The organism is Embleya scabrispora (assembly GCF_002024165.1).
Classification (GTDB): domain Bacteria; phylum Actinomycetota; class Actinomycetes; order Streptomycetales; family Streptomycetaceae; genus Embleya; species Embleya scabrispora_A.
Genome location: NZ_MWQN01000001.1, coordinates 4,596,832 through 4,616,555, shown reverse-complemented (window position 1 = coordinate 4,616,555; position 19,724 = coordinate 4,596,832). Strand labels below are relative to the sequence as shown.

Below are 19,724 nucleotides of genomic sequence, written 5' to 3'. Positions count from 1 at the left end.
TTCCGCGAAACGGTCGGTTCTGGAAACGAAAAGACCCCTCGCTCAGGAGGGGTCGCCGCGCCGAGTCGGGTGGGAGTGGTCTCCACCCGGCCTGCTCAGCGCGGCCCGGTAAGCAGCAGTACGGCACGCATGGCCCCAGGTTACCGCAGGACGCCGTCGGCCCGGGGGCGGCACCCGGGCCGCGCCGCTCACAATCCCGGGGCGGGCCCGGTGGACAACGACAACACCAGCAGGATCTGGGCGAGATGGTAGGCGCCGACGATCAGCACCGGGGCGTACGGCGTCGGGGCGCGGAACCGGTTCCAGGCGACGAGGGTGTCGGAGACGTAGAACAGGAACGCGCCGGCCACCGCGCTCGGCCGGCCGGTGGCCGCCGCGGCGACGACCATCACCGACACGACGCCGACGTACACCGGCACCATGCCGGTGTAGGCGGGCGCGGTCTCGCGCGCGCCGGTGACCAGCCGGACCGCGTACGCCCCCGCCGCGAACAGCACGACCACGATGCCCGCCGCGGCCCACAACCAGGACCAGCCCATGCGCTGGAAGCCGCCGACGTAGACGCCGTGTGCGAGCAGCGAGGCGGTCACGGCCCCGGCGAACCAGCGGGGCGCGAGCACGTCCCGCGCCAGCGACAACGCGAGCGCGACGCTGAACAGCGCGCGCAGTGCCCCGTCGACGTCGTCGAACGTCCAGACGACCACGATCAGGGCACAGATCACCGCGGGTTTCAGGAGGCGATCGAGCGGGAGTCGTTCCCGGGCGACGGCCACCCAGTCGGCGACCGCGAGCAGGCTCGCGAGCACCAGCACGAGTACTGCGGTGAGGGTCACGTCCGGCGACACTACTGTCCGGAAACCGGACCATTCGCCCACTCGTTCGACCCGTCACGCAACCGTGACGGGAAAAACCCCAATCGTGATCACCGGTGCCCGCAGGGAGCGACAAACCGACCGGGCTCGCCGCTTCGTCGTGCTCACGCCCCCGCCTCCTCCGGCGGCGTCGAGCGGGCGTAGCGGGTGGTCAAGGCGCGCAGGTGGGCGACGAGTTCCGGGGGCTCGGTGACGTCGAAGTCGTGGCCGAGCAGGCCCAGGTGCACGGCCAGGGTGTCGAGCGAGTCGGCGCCGGTGTCCAGCACGCAGGTGTGCGCGTCGACCACCTCGACGGTGCCCACGGCCGGATTGATCCGCTCCAGCACCTCGGCCGCGGGCGCGTGCACCAGCACCCTGGCGCGGTATCGCCAGGCGGCTGCCGAGACCTTGCCCGCGACGTACCGCGCCGCGTCGCCCTCCGGATCCTCACGCGGCGCGAACCTCGGCCCGGTGGGAGTGCGCGGGATGAGCCGGTCGACCCGGAAGGTGCGCCAGGCGTCGCGGTCCACGTCCCAGGCGACCAGATACCAGCGGCGCCCCCAGTTGACCACCCGCTGCGGCTCGACCGTGCGCCGCGTGGCCGCGCCGGCGTGGTCGAGGTAGTCCAGGCGCAGCCGCTCGCGGTCCCGGCAGGCCGCGACCAGGACGGTGAGCACCTCGGTGTCCACCCTCGTGTCGGGCCGATCCGCGGGCACCGACACCGCGTAGCGCTGCAACGCGCGCACCCGGCGGCGCAGACGCGCGGGCAGCACCTGTTCGAGCTTGGCCAGGGCCTGTACCGAGGTCTCCTCCATGCCCGCCATCGCGCCTCGGGCGACGGTGGTCAGGCCGACGGTGACCGCGACCGCCTCGTCGTCGGTCAGCAGCAGCGGCGGCATCGCGGCACCGGCGGCGAGCCGATAGCCGCCGGTGGAGCCGCGGGAGGCGTCGACGGGATAACCGAGTTCGCGCAGCCGGTCGACGTCCTTGCGGATCGTGCGACCGGTCACGCCGAGTCGTTCGGCCAGTTCCGAGCCGGGCCATTCACGAGGTGTCTGGAGCAGGGACAGCAGGCGCAGCAACCGCGCGGAGGTTTCCAACATTTTCTCAGCGTGCCGCCTCGATAGGATCGTAGTGTTCCTAATTCGATCCTAGTCTTCTTCTCATGGAGAACAGCAGCAGCACCGCAGCCGAGACCGCCGCCGACACCACGATCCGTCCCTTCCGGATCGAGATCCCGCAGGCCGATCTCGACGACCTGCGCAACCGACTGGCCCGCACCCGCTGGGCCGCCGACGTGCCTGGCGTGCCCGCCTGGTCGCGCGGGGTGCCGACGGATTACCTCCGGGACCTGGCCGCCTACTGGGCAGACGGGTTCGACTGGCGCGAGGCCGAGGCGCGGCTCAACGCCTTCCCGCAGTTCGTCACCCGGATCGACGGCCAGGACGTGCACTTCGCGCACGTACGCTCCGATCGGGCCGACGCCCCGGCGCTGCTGCTGATCCACGACTGGCCGGGCTCGTTCGTCCAGTTCGTCGACGTGATCGAGCCGCTGTCGCGCGACTTCCACATCGTGGTCACCGACACCCCCGGCGTCGGCTTCTCCGGCCCGCTGTCCGGCCCCGGCTGGACCACCGGCCGGATCGCGGGCGCGTTCACCGAGTTGATGGCCCGCCTGGGTTATGCGCGCTACGGCGTACAGGGCAACGGCGGCGGTGCGTGGATCGCGGCCGAGATGGGTCGGATCGCTCCCGACCACGTGCTCGGGATCCACGTCAACGGCCTGGTCACCTTCCCGTCCGAGGACCCGGCCGACTTCGCCGGGCTGACCGAGGGCGAGCAGACCAGGCTCGCCCGGCTCCAGGAGTTCCGCAACGACAAAATGGGGTTCAACGCGATCCAGTCGACCCGACCGCAGACGCTCGCCTTCGGGCTGCACGACTCGCCCGTCGGCCAGCTCGCGTGGATCGTGGAGAAGTTCAAGGAGTGGACGGACACCGCGAGCGCGCTGCCCGAGGACGCGGTGGACCGGGACACCCTGCTGACCAACGTCAGCGTGTACTGGTTCACCGGCACCGCCGGATCCTCGGCCAACCTCTACTACGAGATGGCGCACGACCAGGGCGCGTGGGCGCCGAAGGAGCGCGGCACCGTACCGACGGCGGTGGCGGTCGCGCTGCCGTCGGACGTGGCGATCCGCCGGTTCGCCGAGCGCGACCACCACGTGGTGCGCTGGACCGAGTTCGAGCGCGGCGGCAACTTCCTGTCGCTGGAGCAGCCGGAGTTGCTGATCGGCGACGTCCGGGAGTTCTTCGCGAGCCTGGTCCGATAGGTGCCGACGAACATGCAGGCTGGGCGCGCGGAGTCCGAAACGGCCGAAGGCCGCCTCCCGGTTCGGAAAGCGGCCTTCGACGCGATGTGGAGCTACGGAGAATTGAACTCCGGACCTCTTGCATGCCATGCAAGCGCTCTACCAACTGAGCTACAGCCCCGCGCGAATACGTTACGAGTCTACCCGGTCGGTCACCGTGCTCACGACCAAGGGTGGTTTGAGCGGCGGCGGGGTGCGCAGCGGCCCGGCCAGGCGCAGCACGATCGCGGCGGCGAGGCCGCTCATCGCCGCGTACAGGTGCCCGAAGTCCCAGATGCTGTGGTCCACGATCACCGGCAGGACGACCCAGACGAACAGCACCGCGGCTCCCGCCAGGCGGACCCAGCCGGTCATGATCAGCACCGCCGCGACGCACGAGCCGACCTCGACGTAGCTGACTCCCACGTCGGTGGCGAACGCGATCTTCTCCGGCAGTCGCCCCGCCCTGATCGCGCCCTTCTCCACCGCGGCGGTGATCAGCGAGCCGAACACGTGGGCGCTCGCGCCGATCAGCAACATCCGAGGCGGCCCGTAGCGGCGTTCGGCCCAGGCCACCACGGTGCCGAACACGATCACGTACGTGGCCAGGCCCGACCCGTGGTCGGCGACCCAGAAGGCGCTGGTGAGCAGCGCTTCCACCGGATCGTCGCCGAGTCGGAACAGGTTGGTGCTGTTCAGCTTGGTGAGCAGGTCGATCAGCCGTGGCGGCGACGTGCGTTGCACCACGGTGGACGCGGTGAAGATGGCCATGTAGGTGAAGGTGACGGGTGCGGACAGGACCCACGCGTGCAGTCGCCGGGTCCACGGACTCAGCCGGTTCACCCAACGCCGCGCCCACCACCACCGGTTGCCGAACCCGCGCACCATGTACCACGCGACGACGAGGCCGAGCCCGATTCCGACGATCACGCCGGGCCGGTGCCCGAAGCCGATCGTGGCCAATCCCGAACCGGCGCTCAGCCCGTCGTGCTGCGGAAGCGGGCCCGGTACGCGGAGGGGGTGACGCCCAGACGGCGCAGGAACGCCCGGCGCAGCGACTCGTCGCTGCCCAGGCCGCTGCGCGCGGCGGCGGCGGTGACCGTGGCGCCGGCGGCGAGCAGCGCCTGGGCGGCCTCGATCCGCACCGCCTCGACGTACACCGCCGGCGTCGAGCCGACCCGCTCGTGGAACAGCCGGGTCAGGTGGCGCGGACTGAACCCGCCGAGCCGGGCCAGCGCGGGCAGCGAGTGGTCGGCCGCCGGATCCGCCGCGACCGCGTCCAGCACCGGGCGCAGCGGGTCGTCGGCGCCGGGCGGGGTGCGCGAGGGCACCGAGAACTGCGACTGGCCGCCCGGTCGGCGCAGGAACACCACCAGGTCGCGGGCCACCTCGCGGGCCAGGTCGGCGCCCTCGTCGGCCTCGACCAGGGCGAGCGCGAGGTCGATGCCGGCGGTGACCCCGGCCGAGGTGTAGACCGAACCGTCCCGGACGAAGATCGCGTCCGGCTCGACCGTGATCGCCGGGTGGTACCGGGCAAGGAGCGCGGCGTGCCGCCAGTGCGTCACGGCCCGCCGCCCGTCCAACAGCCCGGCCCGGGCCAGCACGAACGCCCCCGTACACACCGACGCGATCCGTTCGGAGACCTCGGCGAGCGCGGCCACCGCGTCGAGCAGCGCGAGCGGCGGCGCGTACTGCGGGAACTCGACCGATCCGGGCACCACGAGGGTGTGCGCGGCGTCGATCTGCGCCGCGGCGGCGTCCACCATGAGCCGGGTGCCGGCCGAGGTGGTCACCGGCTCACCGGTCGGCGAGCACAGCGTCACGGTGTATGCCCCGCCCATGCGCTCGGCGGTGCCGAACACCTCCAGCGGGGCGGTCACGTCCATCAGCCGTACTCCGTCGTAGCCGAGCACGGCCACATTCCTGCGTCGCATGACATCCAGGCTAGCCGCCGATCGTGTCTGAATCCGAGGGATCGGTGTCCGAATGGACATGGCCTCGAACGGGTCCGGAGCGCGAGGCTCGATGCAGACGGAAACCCACCACACGTCACCCACCAGGCGTCACCCACCAGACGTCACCCACCACCCGCGATCCATCACCCGCACCCAGGAAAGGACCGACGCCATGTCCGAACGCATCGCCGACGTCGACATCCCCGACAGCGCGCTCGCCAAGGAGGCGACCGAACTGGTCCGGGACACCGCCGGCCCGCTGCTCTACGACCACTCGCGCCGCGTGTACCTGTTCGGCGCGCTCCAGGGTCGCCGCCGGGGCTTGGCCTTCGACCCCGAACTGCTCTATGTGGCAGCGCTGTTCCACGACCTCGGACTGACCGCCGAGCGCCGCGACTCACAGCAGCGCTTCGAACTGGACGGCGCCGACGCGGCCCGCGACTTCGTACTCCGACACGGCCTCTCCGCCGAGCAGGCCCGCATCGTGTGGACCGCGATCGCCCTGCACACCACCCCCGAGATCCCCACCCGAATGGAGCCCGAGGTCGCCCTGGTGACCGCCGGCGTCGAACTGGACGTGCTCGGGATCGGCCTCGACGACATCTCCGAGCAGGCGCGCGCGGCCGTGGTCGCCGCGCATCCCCGCCCGGACTTCAAGCGGCGGATCCTGCGCGCGTTCACCGAGGGCATCGAACACCGCCCGCAGACCACGTTCGGCAACGTCAAGGCGGATGTCCTGGACCGGTTCGTCCCCGGCTTCGAGCGCACGAACTTCGTCGACGTGATCGAGCAGTCGGGGTGGTCCGAGTGAGGCCCCCGCTGCCCCCCTTCACCGAGGCCGACGCCCGCGCCAAGGTGCAGGCCGCCGAGGACGCCTGGAACACCCGCGACCCCGAGCGCGTCGCGCTCGCTTACACCCCCGACTCGGTGTGGCGCAATCGCGACCGCTTCGTCACCGGCCGCCCGGCCATCGTCGAGTTCCTGACCGAGAAGTGGACCCGCGAGCAGGACTACGCACTGCGCAAGGAGTTGTGGTCCTACACCGCCGACCGCATCGCGGTGCGCTTCCAGTACGAGTGGCACGACGGTGCCGGCGCCTTCTGGCGCAGCTACGGCAACGAGTTGTGGGAGTTCGCCGACAACGGCCTGATGCGGCGGCGCGAGGCGAGCATCAACGACGTCCCGATCACCGAGGCCGAGCGGCGCATCCACGGACCTCGGCCGGTCGAGGAGCACGGGGTCGGATTCCCGCTCGCGTGAGCGCTTCGAGGGGTGGGCCCGGGACGAGTCGACCGTCCCCGGGCCCACCCTTCTACCCCATCCGGACCCCGACCCGCCCCCTCAGTCCCCACGCCCCCCGCACTCCCCCGCCCACGGGTGGGTGAGTTCCTGGCACCGCCGCCAGAACCAGGCCCGGTCCGGCCGGCTCTCGCGCGTGGCCGCGCGGTAGTGGGTCGGGCGCGGGACGCGGTCCTGCCAGAACAGCCCGGTGGTGCGGCCGGGTTCGTCGGCCGCGCACAACCACACGGCGGTGTCCGCGCCCTCCTCGGGGCTGCGCAGCAGCGGCGCGGTCAGCCGGCGGAAGGTGGGCATCGACGCGCGCAGCCCCGGGGTGTCGGTCCAGCCCGGGTGGGTGGCGTGTACGACCGGGCCGCCGTCGCCCAGGTGTTCGGCCCACAGTTCGGCGAGCACGACCTGCATGCGTTTGGTCCGGGCGTAGGCGACGGTGGGCCGGTACGGGCCGCGCTCGTACTCGATGTCGTCCACCGGCAGCCGCTGGGTGTACATCCCGCCCGAGCTCATCCACACCACCCGCGCGCAGGAGGCGGCGTCGCCGGCGAGGAGGCGCGTGAGCAGGTGTGGTCCGAGCACATGCACCGCCAGGCACGCCTCGTGCCCCTCGGCGGTGACCGTCCGCTCCCGGGGCAACACGCCGGCGTTGTGCACGAGCGCGTGCAGCGGACCCTGTTCGGCCCGCACCTCCTTCGCGAAGCGGGCCACGTCCGGCAGGCTGCCCACGTCGCAGCGGCGCACCGCGAGGTCGGCCCCGGGCACCAGTTCGGCGACCCGCCGGCCGGCCGCCTCGGTCCGCGCCTCGTCCCGCCCGACCAGCACCACGGTCGCGCCGAGCCGGGCCAGACCGACCACCGCCGCCTCGCCGATCCCGGACGAGGCCCCGGTCACCACCACGGTCCGCCCCTTGAGCGCGTGCTCGGGGTCGGCCGCGAATCCCGACCGCCGCACCCGGTACCCGATCCGGCTGTATCCGGGCACGATCGCCCGGTCCATCGCCCGCTCCCAGAACCGACTCTCCGTCATCGCACGCTCACCTCCGTCGAGATCCCGAAGGGAGAATGCCCGGAACAGGGCTTTCACACTTTTTCCGCCGATGCCGATCGGGAACACGTCCGGAAGGCGTCCCGCAGTCATCCGACAGACACCCATGACGCAAAAAAGACCGCCTCCCGAACGCATCCGGAAGGCGGTCTCACCATCTCTGTGGAGCTACGGAGAATTGAACTCCGGACCTCTTGCATGCCATGCAAGCGCTCTACCAACTGAGCTACAGCCCCGCTATTCACTTGGCCGGTGGGCTTGCCCGCCCGTCCACGAGTACTTTACACGCTCCCCCGCACCGCTTCCAAACGCCTTTCCCGGCGCCGATCGCCGGTGACCGGGGATACGCGGAGCGCGCTCGTCGAGGCACCCCGCCCATCCCCGGCCCGCGCCTAGAAGCTGCCGACCGGCCGGACCATCCCGGCCATGGCACCGCCGTCGACGACCAATTCGGTGCCGGTCAGGTAGGACGCCGCGTCGGAGGCGACGAAGGCCACCACCTCGGCGACCTCCTCCGGGGCGGCGATCCGGCGCAGCGGCACGGACGGGTACTTCCCGGCGCCCTGCTCCAGCCCGACCGCGGCGATCATCGGGGTGTCGATGGTGCCCGGGTGTACCGAGTTGACCCGGATGCCGTGCTCGCCGACCTCCAGGGCGACGGTCTTGGAGAGTCCGCGTACCGCCCATTTGGTCGCGCCGTAGGCCGCGTGTCCCGGCATGCCCTCCAGGCCGGCCTGGGACGAGATGTTGACGATCGAGCCGCCCCCGCGCGCCTTCATCGCGGGCAGCACCGCCTGCATGCCGTGCCAGACGCCGAAGAAGTTGACCCGCATGATCCGCTCCACGCGCTCCGCCGTCTCGTCGGCGAAGCCCCTGGTCCAGTAGATCGCGGCGTTGTTGACCAGGATGTCGAGACCGCCGAACGCCTCGACCGCGACGTCGACCACCTCGGCCCAGTCCGCCGGATCGGATACGTCGTGCCGGACGAAGCGCGCGGCGGCGCCCAGTTCGGCGGCCACCCGCTCACCCTCCTCGGTCAACAGGTCGGTGAGCACCACGCTCGCCCCGGAGGCCACGAACAACCGCGCTTCGGCCGCCCCTTGCCCACGGGCGGCCCCGGTGACGATCGCCACCTTGCCGGTCAGATCAGCCATGCCCACACACCCCGTCCACCCCGTCCACACTGTCCACGGACACCACGCCCTCCACCGGAGCCGCCCCGCCCGTCTCCGGACGCGGCGCGATCACCCGTCTCACTGACCCATCACGTACTTGACGGTCGGCCCGGTGGTCCACCCGCCGTCCACCGCCAACTCCGCACCCGTCACATACGACGCCGCGTCGGAGAGCAGGAACGCGACGGCCGCGCCGATCTCGCTCGGCTCGCCGACCCGACCCATCGGGGTGTTCGGGTAGTTGCCCTCGCCCGCCTGGATGCCGACGACCGAGGTCATCGGGGTGTAGACCATGCCGGGGTGCACCGAGTTGACCCGGATCCGCGCCGGGCCCAACTCCACCGCGGCGACCTTGCTCATGCCGCGCACCGCCCACTTGGACGCGCCGTAGGAGCCGGTCATCGCGAGCCCCATCAGGCCCGCCGCGGAGGAGATGTTGACGATCGACCCGCCGCCGTTCGCCTTCAGGTGCGGGATCACCGCCTGCATGCCCAGCCAGACGCCGGTCAGATTGACCTTGATCACGAACTCGAAGTGTTCGAGCGTCTCGGTGTCGAACATCGCCCCGGTGGACACGCCGGCGTTGTTGACCAGTCCGTCCACCCGACCGAACTCGGCCACGGTGAAGTCGACGACGGCCTTCCACTGCTCCTGGCTGGTCACGTCGTGCCGGTGGAAGCGGGCGTGCGCGCCGAGTGCGGCGGCCGTCTCGGCCCCTTCGTCGAGCAGATCGGTGAGGACCACCCGGCCGCCGCCGTCGACGATCTGCTTGGCCGCCGCGGCGCCGAGGCCGCGGGCGCCGCCGGTGACGATGACGACCTTGTCGGTCAGGTTGGGGCCCTGGAGTTCAGCCATGATGCGTTCCTTCGATCCGTGCCTGCCGACTTCTCGGCTCGCATTTGCATAGTACAACTAAGCAAATCGAAATCCGACCGAACGGTTGTCGGCCGGCCCCGCTGCCGCCGCTACCCCTGCACCGGCGGCACGATGCCCGCCATCGAACCGCCGTCGATCACGAACTCGGTACCGGTGATCCACGAGGACGCGTCGGAGGCCAGGAACGCCACCAGTTCGCCGACGTCCTCCGGCTCGCCCACCCGACGCAGCGGCACGGTGGGGAAATTGCCCGGCCCGCGCGTGAAGCGGTTGCCGATCATCGGCGTGTCCACGGCGCCCGGGTGCACGGAGTTGACCCGGATCCCGTACTCGCCCAACTCCAGGGCGGCGGTCTTGGTCAGGCCGCGGACCGCCCACTTGGAGGAGCCGTAGGCCGCGTGTCCCGGGATGCCCTGGAGGCCGGCGAGCGAGGAGATGTTCACGATCGACCCGCCGCCGTTCGCCCGCATCAGCGGTGCCACCGCCCGGATCCCGTGGAAGGCGCCGAACAGGTTGACCTTCAGGATCCGGTCCAGACCCTCCGGCGTCTCCTCCAGGATCGGCTTGGTCCACATGATCCCGGCATTGTTGACCAGCACGTCCACCACGCCGAACTCCCGCACGGCCAGCTCGACGACCGCCGCCCAGTCCGACGCGCTCGACACGTCGTGCCGCACGAACCGGGCCTCGGGGCCGATCTCCTCGGCGACCCGGGCACCCTCGTCCTCGAGCAGATCGGTCAGCACGACGCGGGCCCCGCGCCGGGCGAACAACCGCGCCTCGGCCGCACCCTGGCCCCGCGCCGCGCCGGTGACGATCGCCACCTTGCCGGTCAGATCGATCGAATCGCTCACGGTTACCACCTCCCAGTCGTCGGGCCCTCGGCCCCGGGTCGGCCGGATCCGGTCCTCCGCACCGGATCCGGCCGGTCGCTCTCGCCCGGGACACGGGCGCTCGCGCGCCGCGTCCCGAACGAAGTCTCGATCACTCAGGCCCCGTACTTCGCGCGGAAGTGCGGAATGACCCGCTCCCCCCAGATCCGGATCGTCTCCATGCAGTCCGCCTGCGGGACCGTGCCCATCTGGATCAGGCACATGATCTCGTCGGCCCCCGCGTCGATCAGCTTTTGGACGTAGCCGATCGCGTCCTCCGCCGTGCCGTACGCGTGGTTCACGTTGTAGGTGGCGGTGGCGTTGACCGTGACCGGGATCTTCGCCTCGTGCAGCATCGCGACCTGCTGTTCGGCGGCCTCGTGGATGACCGCCACCTCGTCTCGGCCCTCGACCACGGCCTCGTCCGGGATGCCGGACCTGCCGCCGGAGAACCAGTGCGCGATCGACTGGGCGAAAAAGCGCTGACCGCGCGCGCCCACCTGGCGGGCCCGGGCGCCGTCCTCGGAGACGATCGTCGGGCACAGCGCGACCAAGTGGTCGTTGGTCACCGAGGACACGAACCGCTCCCCGGTGCGCTCCTTGATCGCGTCCCGGTAGATCCGGTTGAGGTTGGCCACCTCCTCCGGACCGGCGAAGCCGAGGACCAGCGCGCCGACGCCGTACTCCGCCGCCTCGACCAGGCTCGGCTGCTTGCTGCAGGCCAGGAACAGCGGCGGGTGCGGAGTCTGTACCGGGCGCGGCAGGATCGGGTGCGAGCCCTCGATGTCGAGCACGTCGCCGTGCCACACCAACTCGTCCTGCTGCCACGCCGCGCCGATGATCCGCAGCGCCTCCTCGACCTGGGCCTTGGTCTGCTCGATGTCCACGCCGCACAGCGAGGACTCCTGGAGCGTGCCGCCGCGGGCCGCGCCGACGTCGAGCCGGCCGCCGGAGAGCGTGTCCAGCATGCCGATGCGCTCGGCGACCCGGGCCGGGTGGTTGAAGTTGAACGGCATGCAGACCGCGCCGTGGGCGATCCGGATCCGGCTGGTACGCGCGGCCACCCAGGTCAGGAAGATCTCCGGCGCGCTCATGTGCGAGTACCACTTCGTCGAGTGGTGCTCCACGGCCCAGACGCGGTCGAAGCCCATGCGCTCGGCGTATACGGCCTGCTCCACGGAGTCGAGGATGACCTCACGCTCGTGTTCCGCCGTGGGATTGGCCATCTGGGCTTCGAAGATCATCGAGAACTGCATGCCGTACTCCTGGTGCGCGAGGCGTGGAATACTTCAATTAGATGTATGACGACCAGTCAGGTCAATAGCCAACTGACGTAGAATCAGAAAAACTCGCGCGTACCGATGGAGGCCACGATGACGGGGGATCCGCTCCCGAAGCTGCCCGCAACCGCGTGGGCCGTGCTCGGCCTCTTGTCGTTCCCGGGCGAGCGCTCCGGCTACGACCTCAAGAAGTGGGCCGACGCGTCCCTGCGCTTCTTCTACTGGAGTCCGGCGCTCAGCCAGATCTACAGCGAGCTCAAGCGCCTGGAGCAGCTCGGCTTCGCCGTCTCGCGGATCGCCTCGCAGGACGAACTGCGCAACAAGCGGCTGTACCGCATCACCGACTCCGGTCAGGAGGCGCTGGCCACGTGGGCGCGCGAGACCCCGGCGGGGCCGCCCGTGCTCAAGCACGGCGTCGCGCTCCGGGTCTGGCTCGGCCACCTCAGCGAGCCGGAAGAGCTGCGGAAGACCCTGGTCGAGCACCGCGACTACGCGGCGAGCACGCTGGTCGAGGTGCGCGCGAGCGAGGACAGCGCGCAGGACCGCTGGCCGTTCCCGGCCCTGGTGCTCAAGTGGAGCGAGCGCTACTGGCAGGCCGAGCGCGATCTCGCCGACGGCATGCTCGCCGACCTGGAGGACCTGTACCGCAAACAGGGGGGCGAGGCCGCCGGGTGAGGACTCGGCGGCAAGCGGGGCGAGACTCGGCGGTGCGGCGGGGGTGCAGCGAAAACGGTCTCGGAGCCGGGTTCGCACCCGGCTCCGAGACCGTCACATGCCTTGCGTCACGACCGTCAGACGTCGTCCCCGATGACCGGTTCCGGCAGCGTCCCCGCGTTGTGCTCCAGCAGGCGCCATCCCCGGGCCCCCGGGCCGAGCACCGACCAGCAGCAGTTGGACAGCGCGCCCAGCGCGCCCCAGGTCTCCCGGGGCAGGCCGAGCAGCGCGCCGAGTCCGCAGCGGATCGCGCCGCCGTGCGAGACCACCACGAGCGTGCCGTCGTCGGGCAGCTTCTCGACCGCGAGGTTGATCGCCTCGGCCATCCGCTCGGCGACCTCGCTCTCCAGCTCGCCGCCGCCGCGCCGGACCGGCTCGCCGCGTCGCCAGGCGGCGAACTGCTCGGGGAAGGTCGCCTCGATCTCGCGATTCGTCAGCCCCTGCCACTCGCCCGCGTAGGTCTCACGCAGTGCGGGATCCAGGGTGACCGGGACGTCGACCAGCCGGGCCAGCTCCGCCGCGGTGTCCACGGTGCGGGTCAGGTCGGAGGACACGATTGCGTCCGGGCGCAGCGCCGCGAGCAGTCGGGCCGAGCGCCGGGCCTGGGCCAGGCCCTCGTCGGTCAGCGGGATGTCGGTCTGGCCCTGGAAGCGCCGCTCGACGTTCCACGTGGTCTGGCCGTGCCGCCACAGCAGGACCCGGCGGCCGGTGCCGCTCAGAGCGCGCCCTCCGCCGCCCCCGCCGCCTCTGCGGCCCGGGCCTGCTCGTTGCCGCGGAGCACCGCTTCCGGCAGCTCGATCCGCGGGCAGTCCTTCCACAACTTCTCGAGCGAGTAGTAGGCCCGCTCCTCGGCGTGCTGGACGTGCACCACGATGTCGATGTAGTCGAGGAGGATCCAGCGCCCTTCGCGCTCGCCCTCGCGGCGGACCGGCTTGGCGCCGAGCCCGCGCAACGCTTCCTCGACCTCGTCCATGATCGCCTTGACCTGGCGGTCGTTGGACGCGGAAGCGAGCACGAACACGTCGGTGATCGTGACCACCTCGCTCACGTCGTAGGCGACGACGTCGATGGCGAGCTTCTCTGCACATGCCACGGCAGCCGCGGTGGCGAGCTCCAGGGCGTGGGGGGTTGCGGTCACGATTCGCTTCCTGCGGACGACAAGGGGATTACCGTTCAGGGTCTCACACGCGGGGCGTGCGACGGCGACTCGTTATTTCCCGACCGGCCGGGCCGCAGCCGACCCGGCCCGCTTCCCGGCCCGCCGGTCCATTCGGGACCGGCGGGCCGGGAAGCGCCGCTGCTACGGCTTGGGCGCTTCGAACGCGTAGTCCTGGCCGAGCGTGACCACCACGTCCGCCAGCATCTCCCCCGTCGCCTTCTTCACCGAGGTCGGCGGCAGGTGCAGGGTCAGCGCGGCCTGCTCCGCGTCCGCCTTGCGGGAGTCGTTGGAGTACTGCACGACCGACGTGGGCTGTGCGCGCTTGCCCGACGCGCCGCCGGGGACGTACGTGACGCCCGCGTTCAGCAGCTTGGCGTGCGCGTCCTCCTGGGCGCCGTTCTTGCCGCTCGCGTCCTCGACCATCACCCGCGCCGGACCCGCCTCGACCCGGCCCTGACGTACGGTGCCGCCCAGCAGCTCGCGCACGATCGGGACGGCGGCGTTGATGTCCAGGATGCCCTCCGGCGAGACCGGCAGCGCCCGGACCTGCAACAGCTTCGCCTGGGTCGCCTTGGCCAGGTTCGCGAGCAGGGTGCTGAGCTTGTCGTCCGGCAGCGAGGGGTCGGGCAGGTTCGCCATGTTGGCGAGCAGCGTCAGGACCGCGTCGGGCTGCGTCGGGAACGCGGCCAGCAGGCCCTGGAGGACTCGGCCGAACCGGTCGCCGGACACCGTCGGCGACTCGCCCGGCTGCTTGTACGTGGCGAACGCCAGCGCCGCGACCCCGTTCGCCGGGTTGCGACCCTGTCCGACCAGGACCTTGCCGTCCTGGCCCTTGATCTCGATGTCGGCGTTGAGCTGGATGCCGCCCGCGAGGTCGACCAGGCCCTGCAGGACCGGCTCGGAGACCACCCAGGAGCCGTCCAGCTTGACCCCGAGCAGGTCGGACAGCGCGTCCCGGGACGCGCCGGGGCCCTCGTCGGCCATCAACTGGCCGAGCGGGAAGGAGCTGTTGTCGGAGTTGACGATGGTGACCGAGGACACGCTGACCATGGACGCGGTGTTCTTCGCCGGGTCGACGGTGAGCAGCGCGTTGGCCGAGGCGCGGCCGTCCTTGCCGCGCAGTTGCACCAGCACGCCGCCGTTCTTGCCCGGCGCGGCGACCTTCTTCTCGTCCCGCAACCAGGTGTCCCAGGCGAACCAGCCGCCGACACCGAGCAGCGCCACCGCGATCACCACGACGAGGGCGATCAGCCGGGTCCGGATCGCCCGGCGCTTCTCGTCCCGGCGCTCGGAACGGGTCTCGGCGAAGGAGAGCCAGTCGATGACGTCCTCGGCCTGCTCGCTCTCGTCGTCGACGAACGCGAACTCGTCCGAGCCGTAGCCGGGTCGTCCCGGCCGCCCCGGACCCGGGCGACGCTTCCTCGGCGGCGGCACCCGACCGTCGCCCGTCGAGCCGGCCTCGGCCCTGCCGGCGGACGAGCCGGCGGGCGGGGCCGCGTCGCCCTTCGCCTCGGTGGACCGCGAACGCGCCGGCCGCACCGGCGTCGACCCCGCCGCGACCCCGATCGAGGTCGGGTCCGTACCGGCCGCCGGCAGCGACGTGGCCGACCCGGGCCGGCTCGCCGGCACCACGGGCGGGGCGGGCGCGGCGGGGGGCTGCTCGTAGTACGCGGTGGGTTGCTGCGGTTCGGGGCGGCCCTGCTGCCCGTCCGGGTATCCGCCCTGGTTGCCCTGCTGCGGATACGCCTCGCCCGAAGGGGTCGCCGGGTCATAGGCGTTGGGGTTGTACGCGTTCGTGTCGTACGAGTTCGGGCTGTACGCGTTCGGGTCGTAGGCGTTGGGGTCGTACGGGGTGGGGTCATACGGGCTGGGGTCGTACGCGTTGGGGTCGTACGCGTTGGGGTCGTAGCCGCCGGAGGTGTGGCCGGTGGACGTGGAGTCGTAGGTGCCGGGCGCGTAGGCGCCGGCGTTGGGGTCGTAGCCCGTGCCGTGGCCGCCGCTGCGGTCGTACGTCCCGGCGCCCGCGCCCTGGCCGTACCCGTTCGGGTCCCCGCCGGGGTTCGCCGCCGGGTAGGCCCCGGACCCGTACCCGTTCGCGTCGTAACTCCCCGCGCCGTAAGCGGCATTCGGGTCATAGGCCGCGTTCGGGTCGTAACCGGTGTTCGGGTCGTACGGGTACTGCTGCGGCGCGAAGTTCACCGGTTCGAGACCCTCCGGCCCCGATCCGGCCGGCGGTTGTGCGGGGTATCCCGGGTGTCCGCCGTCGCCCGGCCCCGGGGCGTACGGTTCCCGCGCCTGCCCGCCGTCCCCTCGCTCGGTGCCGTAAGGCTCCCAATCGCGCCGGTCGTCGTTGCTCACGAAGCTCCCCGGTACAGCCCCCGCTTGCTGATGTATTGAACGACCCCGTCCGGTACCAGGTACCAGACCGGATCGCCCCCGGCCACCCTTGCACGGATGTCGGTCGACGAGATGGCCAGTGCGGGGACCTCCACCAGGCTCACGCCGCCGTCCGGGAAACCCGGGTCGGACAGAGTGTGCCCCGGACGGGTGCAACCCACGAAATGCGCGAGCTCGAACATCTCGTGCGCGTTGTGCCAGGAGAAGATCTGGGACAGCGCGTCGGCGCCGGTGATGAAGAATATTTCGGTGCCCTCGGGCGAGGACTCGCGCAGGTCGCGCAGGGTGTCGAGGGTGTACGTCTCGCCCTCGCGGTCGATGTCCACCCGGCTCACCGAGAACGTCGGGTTGGACGCGGTGGCGATCACCGTCATCAGGTACCGGTCCTCGGGCGAGGACACGTCCTGCACGGACTTCTGCCAGGGTCGACCGGTCGGCACGAACACGACCTCGTCGAGCCCGAACTGGCCCGCCACCTCGCTCGCGGCGACGAGGTGCCCGTGGTGGATGGGATCGAAGGTGCCGCCCATGACACCGACACGTCTGTTCCGCTCGCTCATGGCGCGAGAATCTATCGTTCCGCGCTCCCCGAGCGCGCGCCCCTACTCCTTGACCGCCCCCGAGGTGATCCCCGCGACGATCCGCTTCTGGAAGACGAGCACCAGGACGATCACCGGAACGCTCACCACGACGGAGGCCGCCGCGATCGCGGCGGTGGGCTGCTGGAACTGCGAGGCACCGGTGAAGAAGGCCAGCGCGGCGGGCACGGTACGGGAGTTGTTGGTCGAGGTCAGCGACACCGAGAAGACGAAGTCGTTCCAGGCGAAGAAGAACACCAGGATCGCGGTGGTCACCACGGCCGGCACCGCCATCGGCGCGATCACGTAGCGAAACGCCTGCCACGCGGAGGCGCCGTCGATCCGTGCCGCGTCCTCCAGGGCCCACGGGATCTGCTTGAAGAACGAGGTCAGCGTCCAGATCGACAGCGGCATCGTGAACGACAGGTAGGGCAGGATCAGCCCGATCCAGGTGTCGAACAGGCCGATCGTGCGCCACATGTCGAACAGCGGGCCGACCACCGCGATGGTCGGGAACATCGCGATCGCCAGCGCGCCGAGCAGGATCAGCCGCTTGCCCGGGAACTCCATCCGCACGATCGCGTACGCGGTGCCGGTGGCGCAGGCGACCGCGATCGCGGTGGCGATCAGCGAGATGCCGATCGAGTTGCGCAGCGCGTCGGTGAAGAGGTCGTTGCGAAAGACCGTGCGGTAGTTGTCCAGGCTCCAGGTCTTGGGCAGGAACTGCGCGTTGTTGATGTCGTCGCCGCTCTTGAAGGACAGCGAGAGCATCCAGGCCAGGGGGAGCACGGTGATTGCGATCACCACGACGCTGACCAGGGTGCGCACACCCTCGCGGGCCGGGCTTGGCTGACTCACGTGGGGCTCCCGAGCTTGCTCACGTCGGTACGGAAGAGCTTGATGAACAGGAACGCGATCAGCAGCACACAGGCGAACAGCAGGACCGAGATCGCCGAACCCAGGCCCAGGGCGGTGCGGCTGACCAGTTGGCGGTAGGCCAGGAAGGACACCGTTTCGGTGTCGTTGGCGCCGCCGGTCATCACGAAGACCGAGTCGAAGATGCGGAACGCGTCCATGGTCCGGAACAGCAGCGCGACCAGGATCGCCTGCTTCATGATCGGCAGGGTGACCCGGGTGAGCCGCTGCCACGGCCCGGCTCCGTCCACCCGCGCGGCCTCGTGCACATCCGGGGAGACCTGGATCAGGCCGCCGAGCAGCAGCAGCGACATGAACGGCGTGGTCTTCCAGATCTCCGAGAGGGCGATCACGAACAGCGCGGTCCAGCGGTGGTCGAACCAGGCGACGTCGGTGCCGAACCAGTCGTTGACGAACCCGGTGGACGGGTCGAACGCGTAGCGCCAGGCGTAGGCGGAGACGACCGTGACGATGCCGTACGGGATCAGCACGATGGTGCGCAGTGTGCGGCGCAGGTACAGCGCGCGCTGCATCAGTTGGGCGAGCCCGAAGCCGATCACGAACTCGACCGAGACGGTGAGCACGGTCAGCGCGAGGGTGGTCCACACGTCGGTCCACCACAGCGGGTCCTTGAGCACCACCCAGTAGTTCGACAGACCCGCGAACGAGTTGGCGTCCGGGGTGGTCAGCCGCTTGTGGAAGAGCGAGAGCCACGCGGCGTCGACCAGCGGCGCGATCGCGACCGCGAGCATGATCAGCACGGCGGGCGCGGACAGCAGCCATCCGGTGCGGCGCATGCGCTGCGCGTGGTCGAGCTGCTTCCGGGGCTTCCTGTGCCGAGGCGCGGTGCGGGTCGCGGATGCCGTGCTCACAGCAGCACCTTGTCGTGCAGGACCCCGGTGATGAGGTCGTCGGTGGCGCGGGGGGCGGAGTTCGGGTCGACGTCGGCGGGCGGGTGGTACTCGCGCTGCACCGACGCGGAGACGTCGTTGTAGTAGGGCGTGCGCGGACGCGGGCCGGCCTGGTCGAGGGACTCCTTGATCAGGCCCGCCATCGGCAACGCCGCGCGTACGCCCGGATCGTCGTAGGCGGCGGCCCTGGCCGTGGTCTCCTTGGACTCCAGCATGTAGGTGATCTGGTTCTCCAGGGTGCCCGCGCAGCGCACCGCGCTCACCGCCTCGGCGGCGTGCTTGCCGTATCGGCTGACGCCCAGTGAGATCCCGCCGAACGGCGGCTTGGACGGCTTGTCCGGATCGGTCTGCGGGTAGCGGGCCCAGCCGTAGTCGTCCAGCACCTCGCGCGAGAGTTGGCCGCCGGCGACCGCCTCGGCCGCGGCGCCGCGGGCGTACGTCCAGTTGATCATGAAGCCGCCGGAGCCGGACTGGAACACGGTCCGGGTGTCGTCCTCGATCGAGGTGGCCAGGTTGGCCGGTGCGGCGGAGGAGCGGCCCAGGCGGCGCATCACCTCGGCGGCCCGCTTGCCCGCGCCGCCCTCGCGCAGTGCGGGCTTCAGGTCGACGCCCTTCTCCACGTCCCGCACGATCGCCCCGCCGGCGCCGGTGACCAGGCCGTTGACCCATACGGTCAGGCCCTCGTAGCGCTTGGCGGGCACCGCGACGGTCTTGTGCGTCTTCTCCGCGGCGGTGATCAGGTCGTCCCAGCCGATCGGCCGGGTGAGGTCCAGTCCGGCCTCGGCGGCCACCGACTTTCGGTACCACAGGAGTTGGGTGTTGGCCCGGAACGGCGCGGCGACCAGGCGGCCCCGCCACTCCGAGGACTCCACGGCACTGCTCAGCATGCCGTCGGTCAGCGTCGGGGCCTCGGCCGCGGTGAACGGGCGCAGGAAGCGCGCCTCGGCGAACTCCGGTACGTAGACGGGGTCGAGCGCCATCACGTCGATCGAGGAGTCCTTGGCGGCCAGCCGGCGCACCAGTTGCTCACGCTGTCCGGACGCGTCGGTGGGCAACACCGAGACCTTGACCCGATAGGCGCCGCCGGACGCCCGGCTGCACCGGTCGGCGAGCTTTTGATAGGCCCCGTTGTCCGGCGGTACGTACCAGTTCAGCTCGGGTGGCCCGGACCCGCCGCCCCCGCACCCGACGACGACGGAGGCGACCAACGCGAGCGCGACGGCCAGGAGCCCGTGACGACGAGGCATGTGGTTCACCTGATCAGCAGATCAAGGAACCGGCCCTTATCCCGCCAACTCCCCCGAACGGTGGCGTGTCGGCCTCAGCCGTCTGCCGTCGGCGTCGGTGCCGGGTG

General features: G+C 71.0%; 20 protein-coding genes and 2 tRNA genes. 4 read left to right on the top strand and 18 right to left on the bottom strand.

What is annotated here, in order from left to right; all coding sequences use genetic code 11:
• Positions 1–188: 188 nt before the first annotated feature.
• On the bottom strand, positions 189–833 hold the full coding sequence (locus B4N89_RS20425; RefSeq protein WP_161500764.1) for a lysoplasmalogenase: 645 nt from the start codon (positions 831–833) through the stop codon (positions 189–191).
• 143 nt (positions 834–976) lie between these two features.
• Positions 977–1,954, bottom strand: coding sequence for a helix-turn-helix transcriptional regulator (locus tag B4N89_RS20420; RefSeq protein ID WP_078977279.1), 978 nt, complete (start codon positions 1,952–1,954; stop codon positions 977–979).
• A gap of 62 nt (positions 1,955–2,016) precedes the next feature.
• On the opposite strand from B4N89_RS20420, the gene B4N89_RS20415 reads away from it, so the two are divergent.
• On the top strand, positions 2,017–3,183 hold the full coding sequence (locus B4N89_RS20415) for an epoxide hydrolase family protein (protein ID WP_078977278.1): 1,167 nt from the start codon (positions 2,017–2,019) through the stop codon (positions 3,181–3,183).
• An 87-nt stretch (positions 3,184–3,270) separates the two neighbouring features.
• Here B4N89_RS20415 and B4N89_RS20410 read toward each other — a convergent pair.
• From B4N89_RS20410 to B4N89_RS20400, 3 genes are all read right to left on the bottom strand, one after another.
• A tRNA-Ala gene (locus B4N89_RS20410) sits at positions 3,271–3,343 on the bottom strand.
• A gap of 11 nt (positions 3,344–3,354) precedes the next feature.
• Complete coding sequence (locus B4N89_RS20405; RefSeq protein WP_078979492.1) at positions 3,355–4,131, bottom strand: rhomboid-like protein; 777 nt, start codon at positions 4,129–4,131, stop codon at positions 3,355–3,357.
• A 47-nt stretch (positions 4,132–4,178) separates the two neighbouring features.
• Positions 4,179–5,135: a GlxA family transcriptional regulator gene (locus B4N89_RS20400; protein ID WP_078977277.1), complete on the bottom strand. Its 957-nt coding sequence runs from the start codon at positions 5,133–5,135 to the stop codon at positions 4,179–4,181.
• A 193-nt stretch (positions 5,136–5,328) separates the two neighbouring features.
• On the opposite strand from B4N89_RS20400, the gene B4N89_RS20395 reads away from it, so the two are divergent.
• Together B4N89_RS20395 and B4N89_RS20390 are read left to right on the top strand one after the other, a co-directional pair.
• Positions 5,329–5,967 carry an HD domain-containing protein gene (locus B4N89_RS20395; RefSeq protein ID WP_078977276.1) on the top strand — a complete coding sequence of 213 codons (639 nt, stop codon included), beginning with the start codon at positions 5,329–5,331 and terminating at the stop codon, positions 5,965–5,967.
• Positions 5,964–6,416, top strand: coding sequence for a nuclear transport factor 2 family protein (locus B4N89_RS20390; RefSeq protein ID WP_414646383.1), 453 nt, complete (start codon positions 5,964–5,966; stop codon positions 6,414–6,416). The genes B4N89_RS20395 and B4N89_RS20390 overlap by 4 nt, the downstream gene beginning before the upstream one ends.
• A gap of 81 nt (positions 6,417–6,497) precedes the next feature.
• Here the strand turns inward: B4N89_RS20390 and B4N89_RS20385 are convergent, their stop codons facing one another.
• The 6 genes from B4N89_RS20385 to B4N89_RS20360 form a co-directional block, all read right to left on the bottom strand.
• On the bottom strand, positions 6,498–7,475 hold the full coding sequence (locus B4N89_RS20385; RefSeq protein WP_078977274.1) for an SDR family NAD(P)-dependent oxidoreductase: 978 nt from the start codon (positions 7,473–7,475) through the stop codon (positions 6,498–6,500).
• A 181-nt stretch (positions 7,476–7,656) separates the two neighbouring features.
• Positions 7,657–7,729: transfer RNA gene (locus B4N89_RS20380), tRNA-Ala, on the bottom strand.
• Positions 7,730–7,885: 156 nt separating this feature from the next.
• Positions 7,886–8,647 carry a glucose 1-dehydrogenase gene (locus B4N89_RS20375; protein ID WP_078977273.1) on the bottom strand — a complete coding sequence of 254 codons (762 nt, stop codon included), beginning with the start codon at positions 8,645–8,647 and terminating at the stop codon, positions 7,886–7,888.
• A 99-nt stretch (positions 8,648–8,746) separates the two neighbouring features.
• Positions 8,747–9,523, bottom strand: a complete 777-nt coding sequence (locus tag B4N89_RS20370) for a glucose 1-dehydrogenase (protein WP_078977272.1) — start codon at positions 9,521–9,523, stop codon at positions 8,747–8,749.
• A 110-nt stretch (positions 9,524–9,633) separates the two neighbouring features.
• Positions 9,634–10,398, bottom strand: a complete 765-nt coding sequence (locus tag B4N89_RS20365; protein WP_235618705.1) for a glucose 1-dehydrogenase — start codon at positions 10,396–10,398, stop codon at positions 9,634–9,636.
• A 134-nt stretch (positions 10,399–10,532) separates the two neighbouring features.
• On the bottom strand, positions 10,533–11,672 hold the full coding sequence (locus B4N89_RS20360) for an LLM class flavin-dependent oxidoreductase (RefSeq protein WP_078977271.1): 1,140 nt from the start codon (positions 11,670–11,672) through the stop codon (positions 10,533–10,535).
• Positions 11,673–11,789: 117 nt separating this feature from the next.
• Between B4N89_RS20360 and B4N89_RS20355 the strand changes: the two genes are divergently transcribed.
• Positions 11,790–12,371: a PadR family transcriptional regulator gene (locus B4N89_RS20355; RefSeq protein ID WP_235618704.1), complete on the top strand. Its 582-nt coding sequence runs from the start codon at positions 11,790–11,792 to the stop codon at positions 12,369–12,371.
• Between the two features lie 116 nt (positions 12,372–12,487).
• Here the strand turns inward: B4N89_RS20355 and B4N89_RS20350 are convergent, their stop codons facing one another.
• The 7 genes from B4N89_RS20350 to B4N89_RS20320 all read right to left on the bottom strand — a co-directional run bounded on the left by B4N89_RS20350 (position 12,488) and on the right by B4N89_RS20320 (position 19,617).
• Complete coding sequence (locus B4N89_RS20350; protein WP_201260994.1) at positions 12,488–13,129, bottom strand: histidine phosphatase family protein; 642 nt, start codon at positions 13,127–13,129, stop codon at positions 12,488–12,490.
• Positions 13,126–13,548: a ribosome silencing factor gene (gene rsfS, locus B4N89_RS20345; RefSeq protein WP_078977269.1), complete on the bottom strand. Its 423-nt coding sequence runs from the start codon at positions 13,546–13,548 to the stop codon at positions 13,126–13,128. Before rsfS ends, B4N89_RS20350 begins: the two co-directional genes overlap by 4 nt.
• Positions 13,549–13,710: 162 nt before the next feature.
• A complete protein-coding gene (locus B4N89_RS53030) occupies positions 13,711–15,927 on the bottom strand; it encodes an LCP family protein (RefSeq protein ID WP_078977268.1) in 2,217 nt (738 codons plus the stop codon).
• On the bottom strand, positions 15,924–16,526 hold the full coding sequence (gene nadD, locus B4N89_RS20335; protein ID WP_078977267.1) for a nicotinate-nucleotide adenylyltransferase: 603 nt from the start codon (positions 16,524–16,526) through the stop codon (positions 15,924–15,926). The genes B4N89_RS53030 and nadD overlap by 4 nt, the downstream gene beginning before the upstream one ends.
• A gap of 42 nt (positions 16,527–16,568) precedes the next feature.
• Positions 16,569–17,402 (bottom strand): carbohydrate ABC transporter permease, encoded by an 834-nt coding sequence (locus B4N89_RS20330; RefSeq protein ID WP_078977266.1) that lies wholly within the window; start codon positions 17,400–17,402, stop codon positions 16,569–16,571.
• Entirely contained in the window at positions 17,399–18,331 is a 933-nt protein-coding gene (locus tag B4N89_RS20325) for a carbohydrate ABC transporter permease (protein ID WP_078977265.1), read from the bottom strand. Before B4N89_RS20325 ends, B4N89_RS20330 begins: the two co-directional genes overlap by 4 nt.
• Positions 18,328–19,617 (bottom strand): extracellular solute-binding protein, encoded by a 1,290-nt coding sequence (locus B4N89_RS20320; RefSeq protein WP_078979489.1) that lies wholly within the window; start codon positions 19,615–19,617, stop codon positions 18,328–18,330. The genes B4N89_RS20325 and B4N89_RS20320 overlap by 4 nt, the downstream gene beginning before the upstream one ends.
• Between the last annotated feature and the right edge of the window lie 107 nt (positions 19,618–19,724).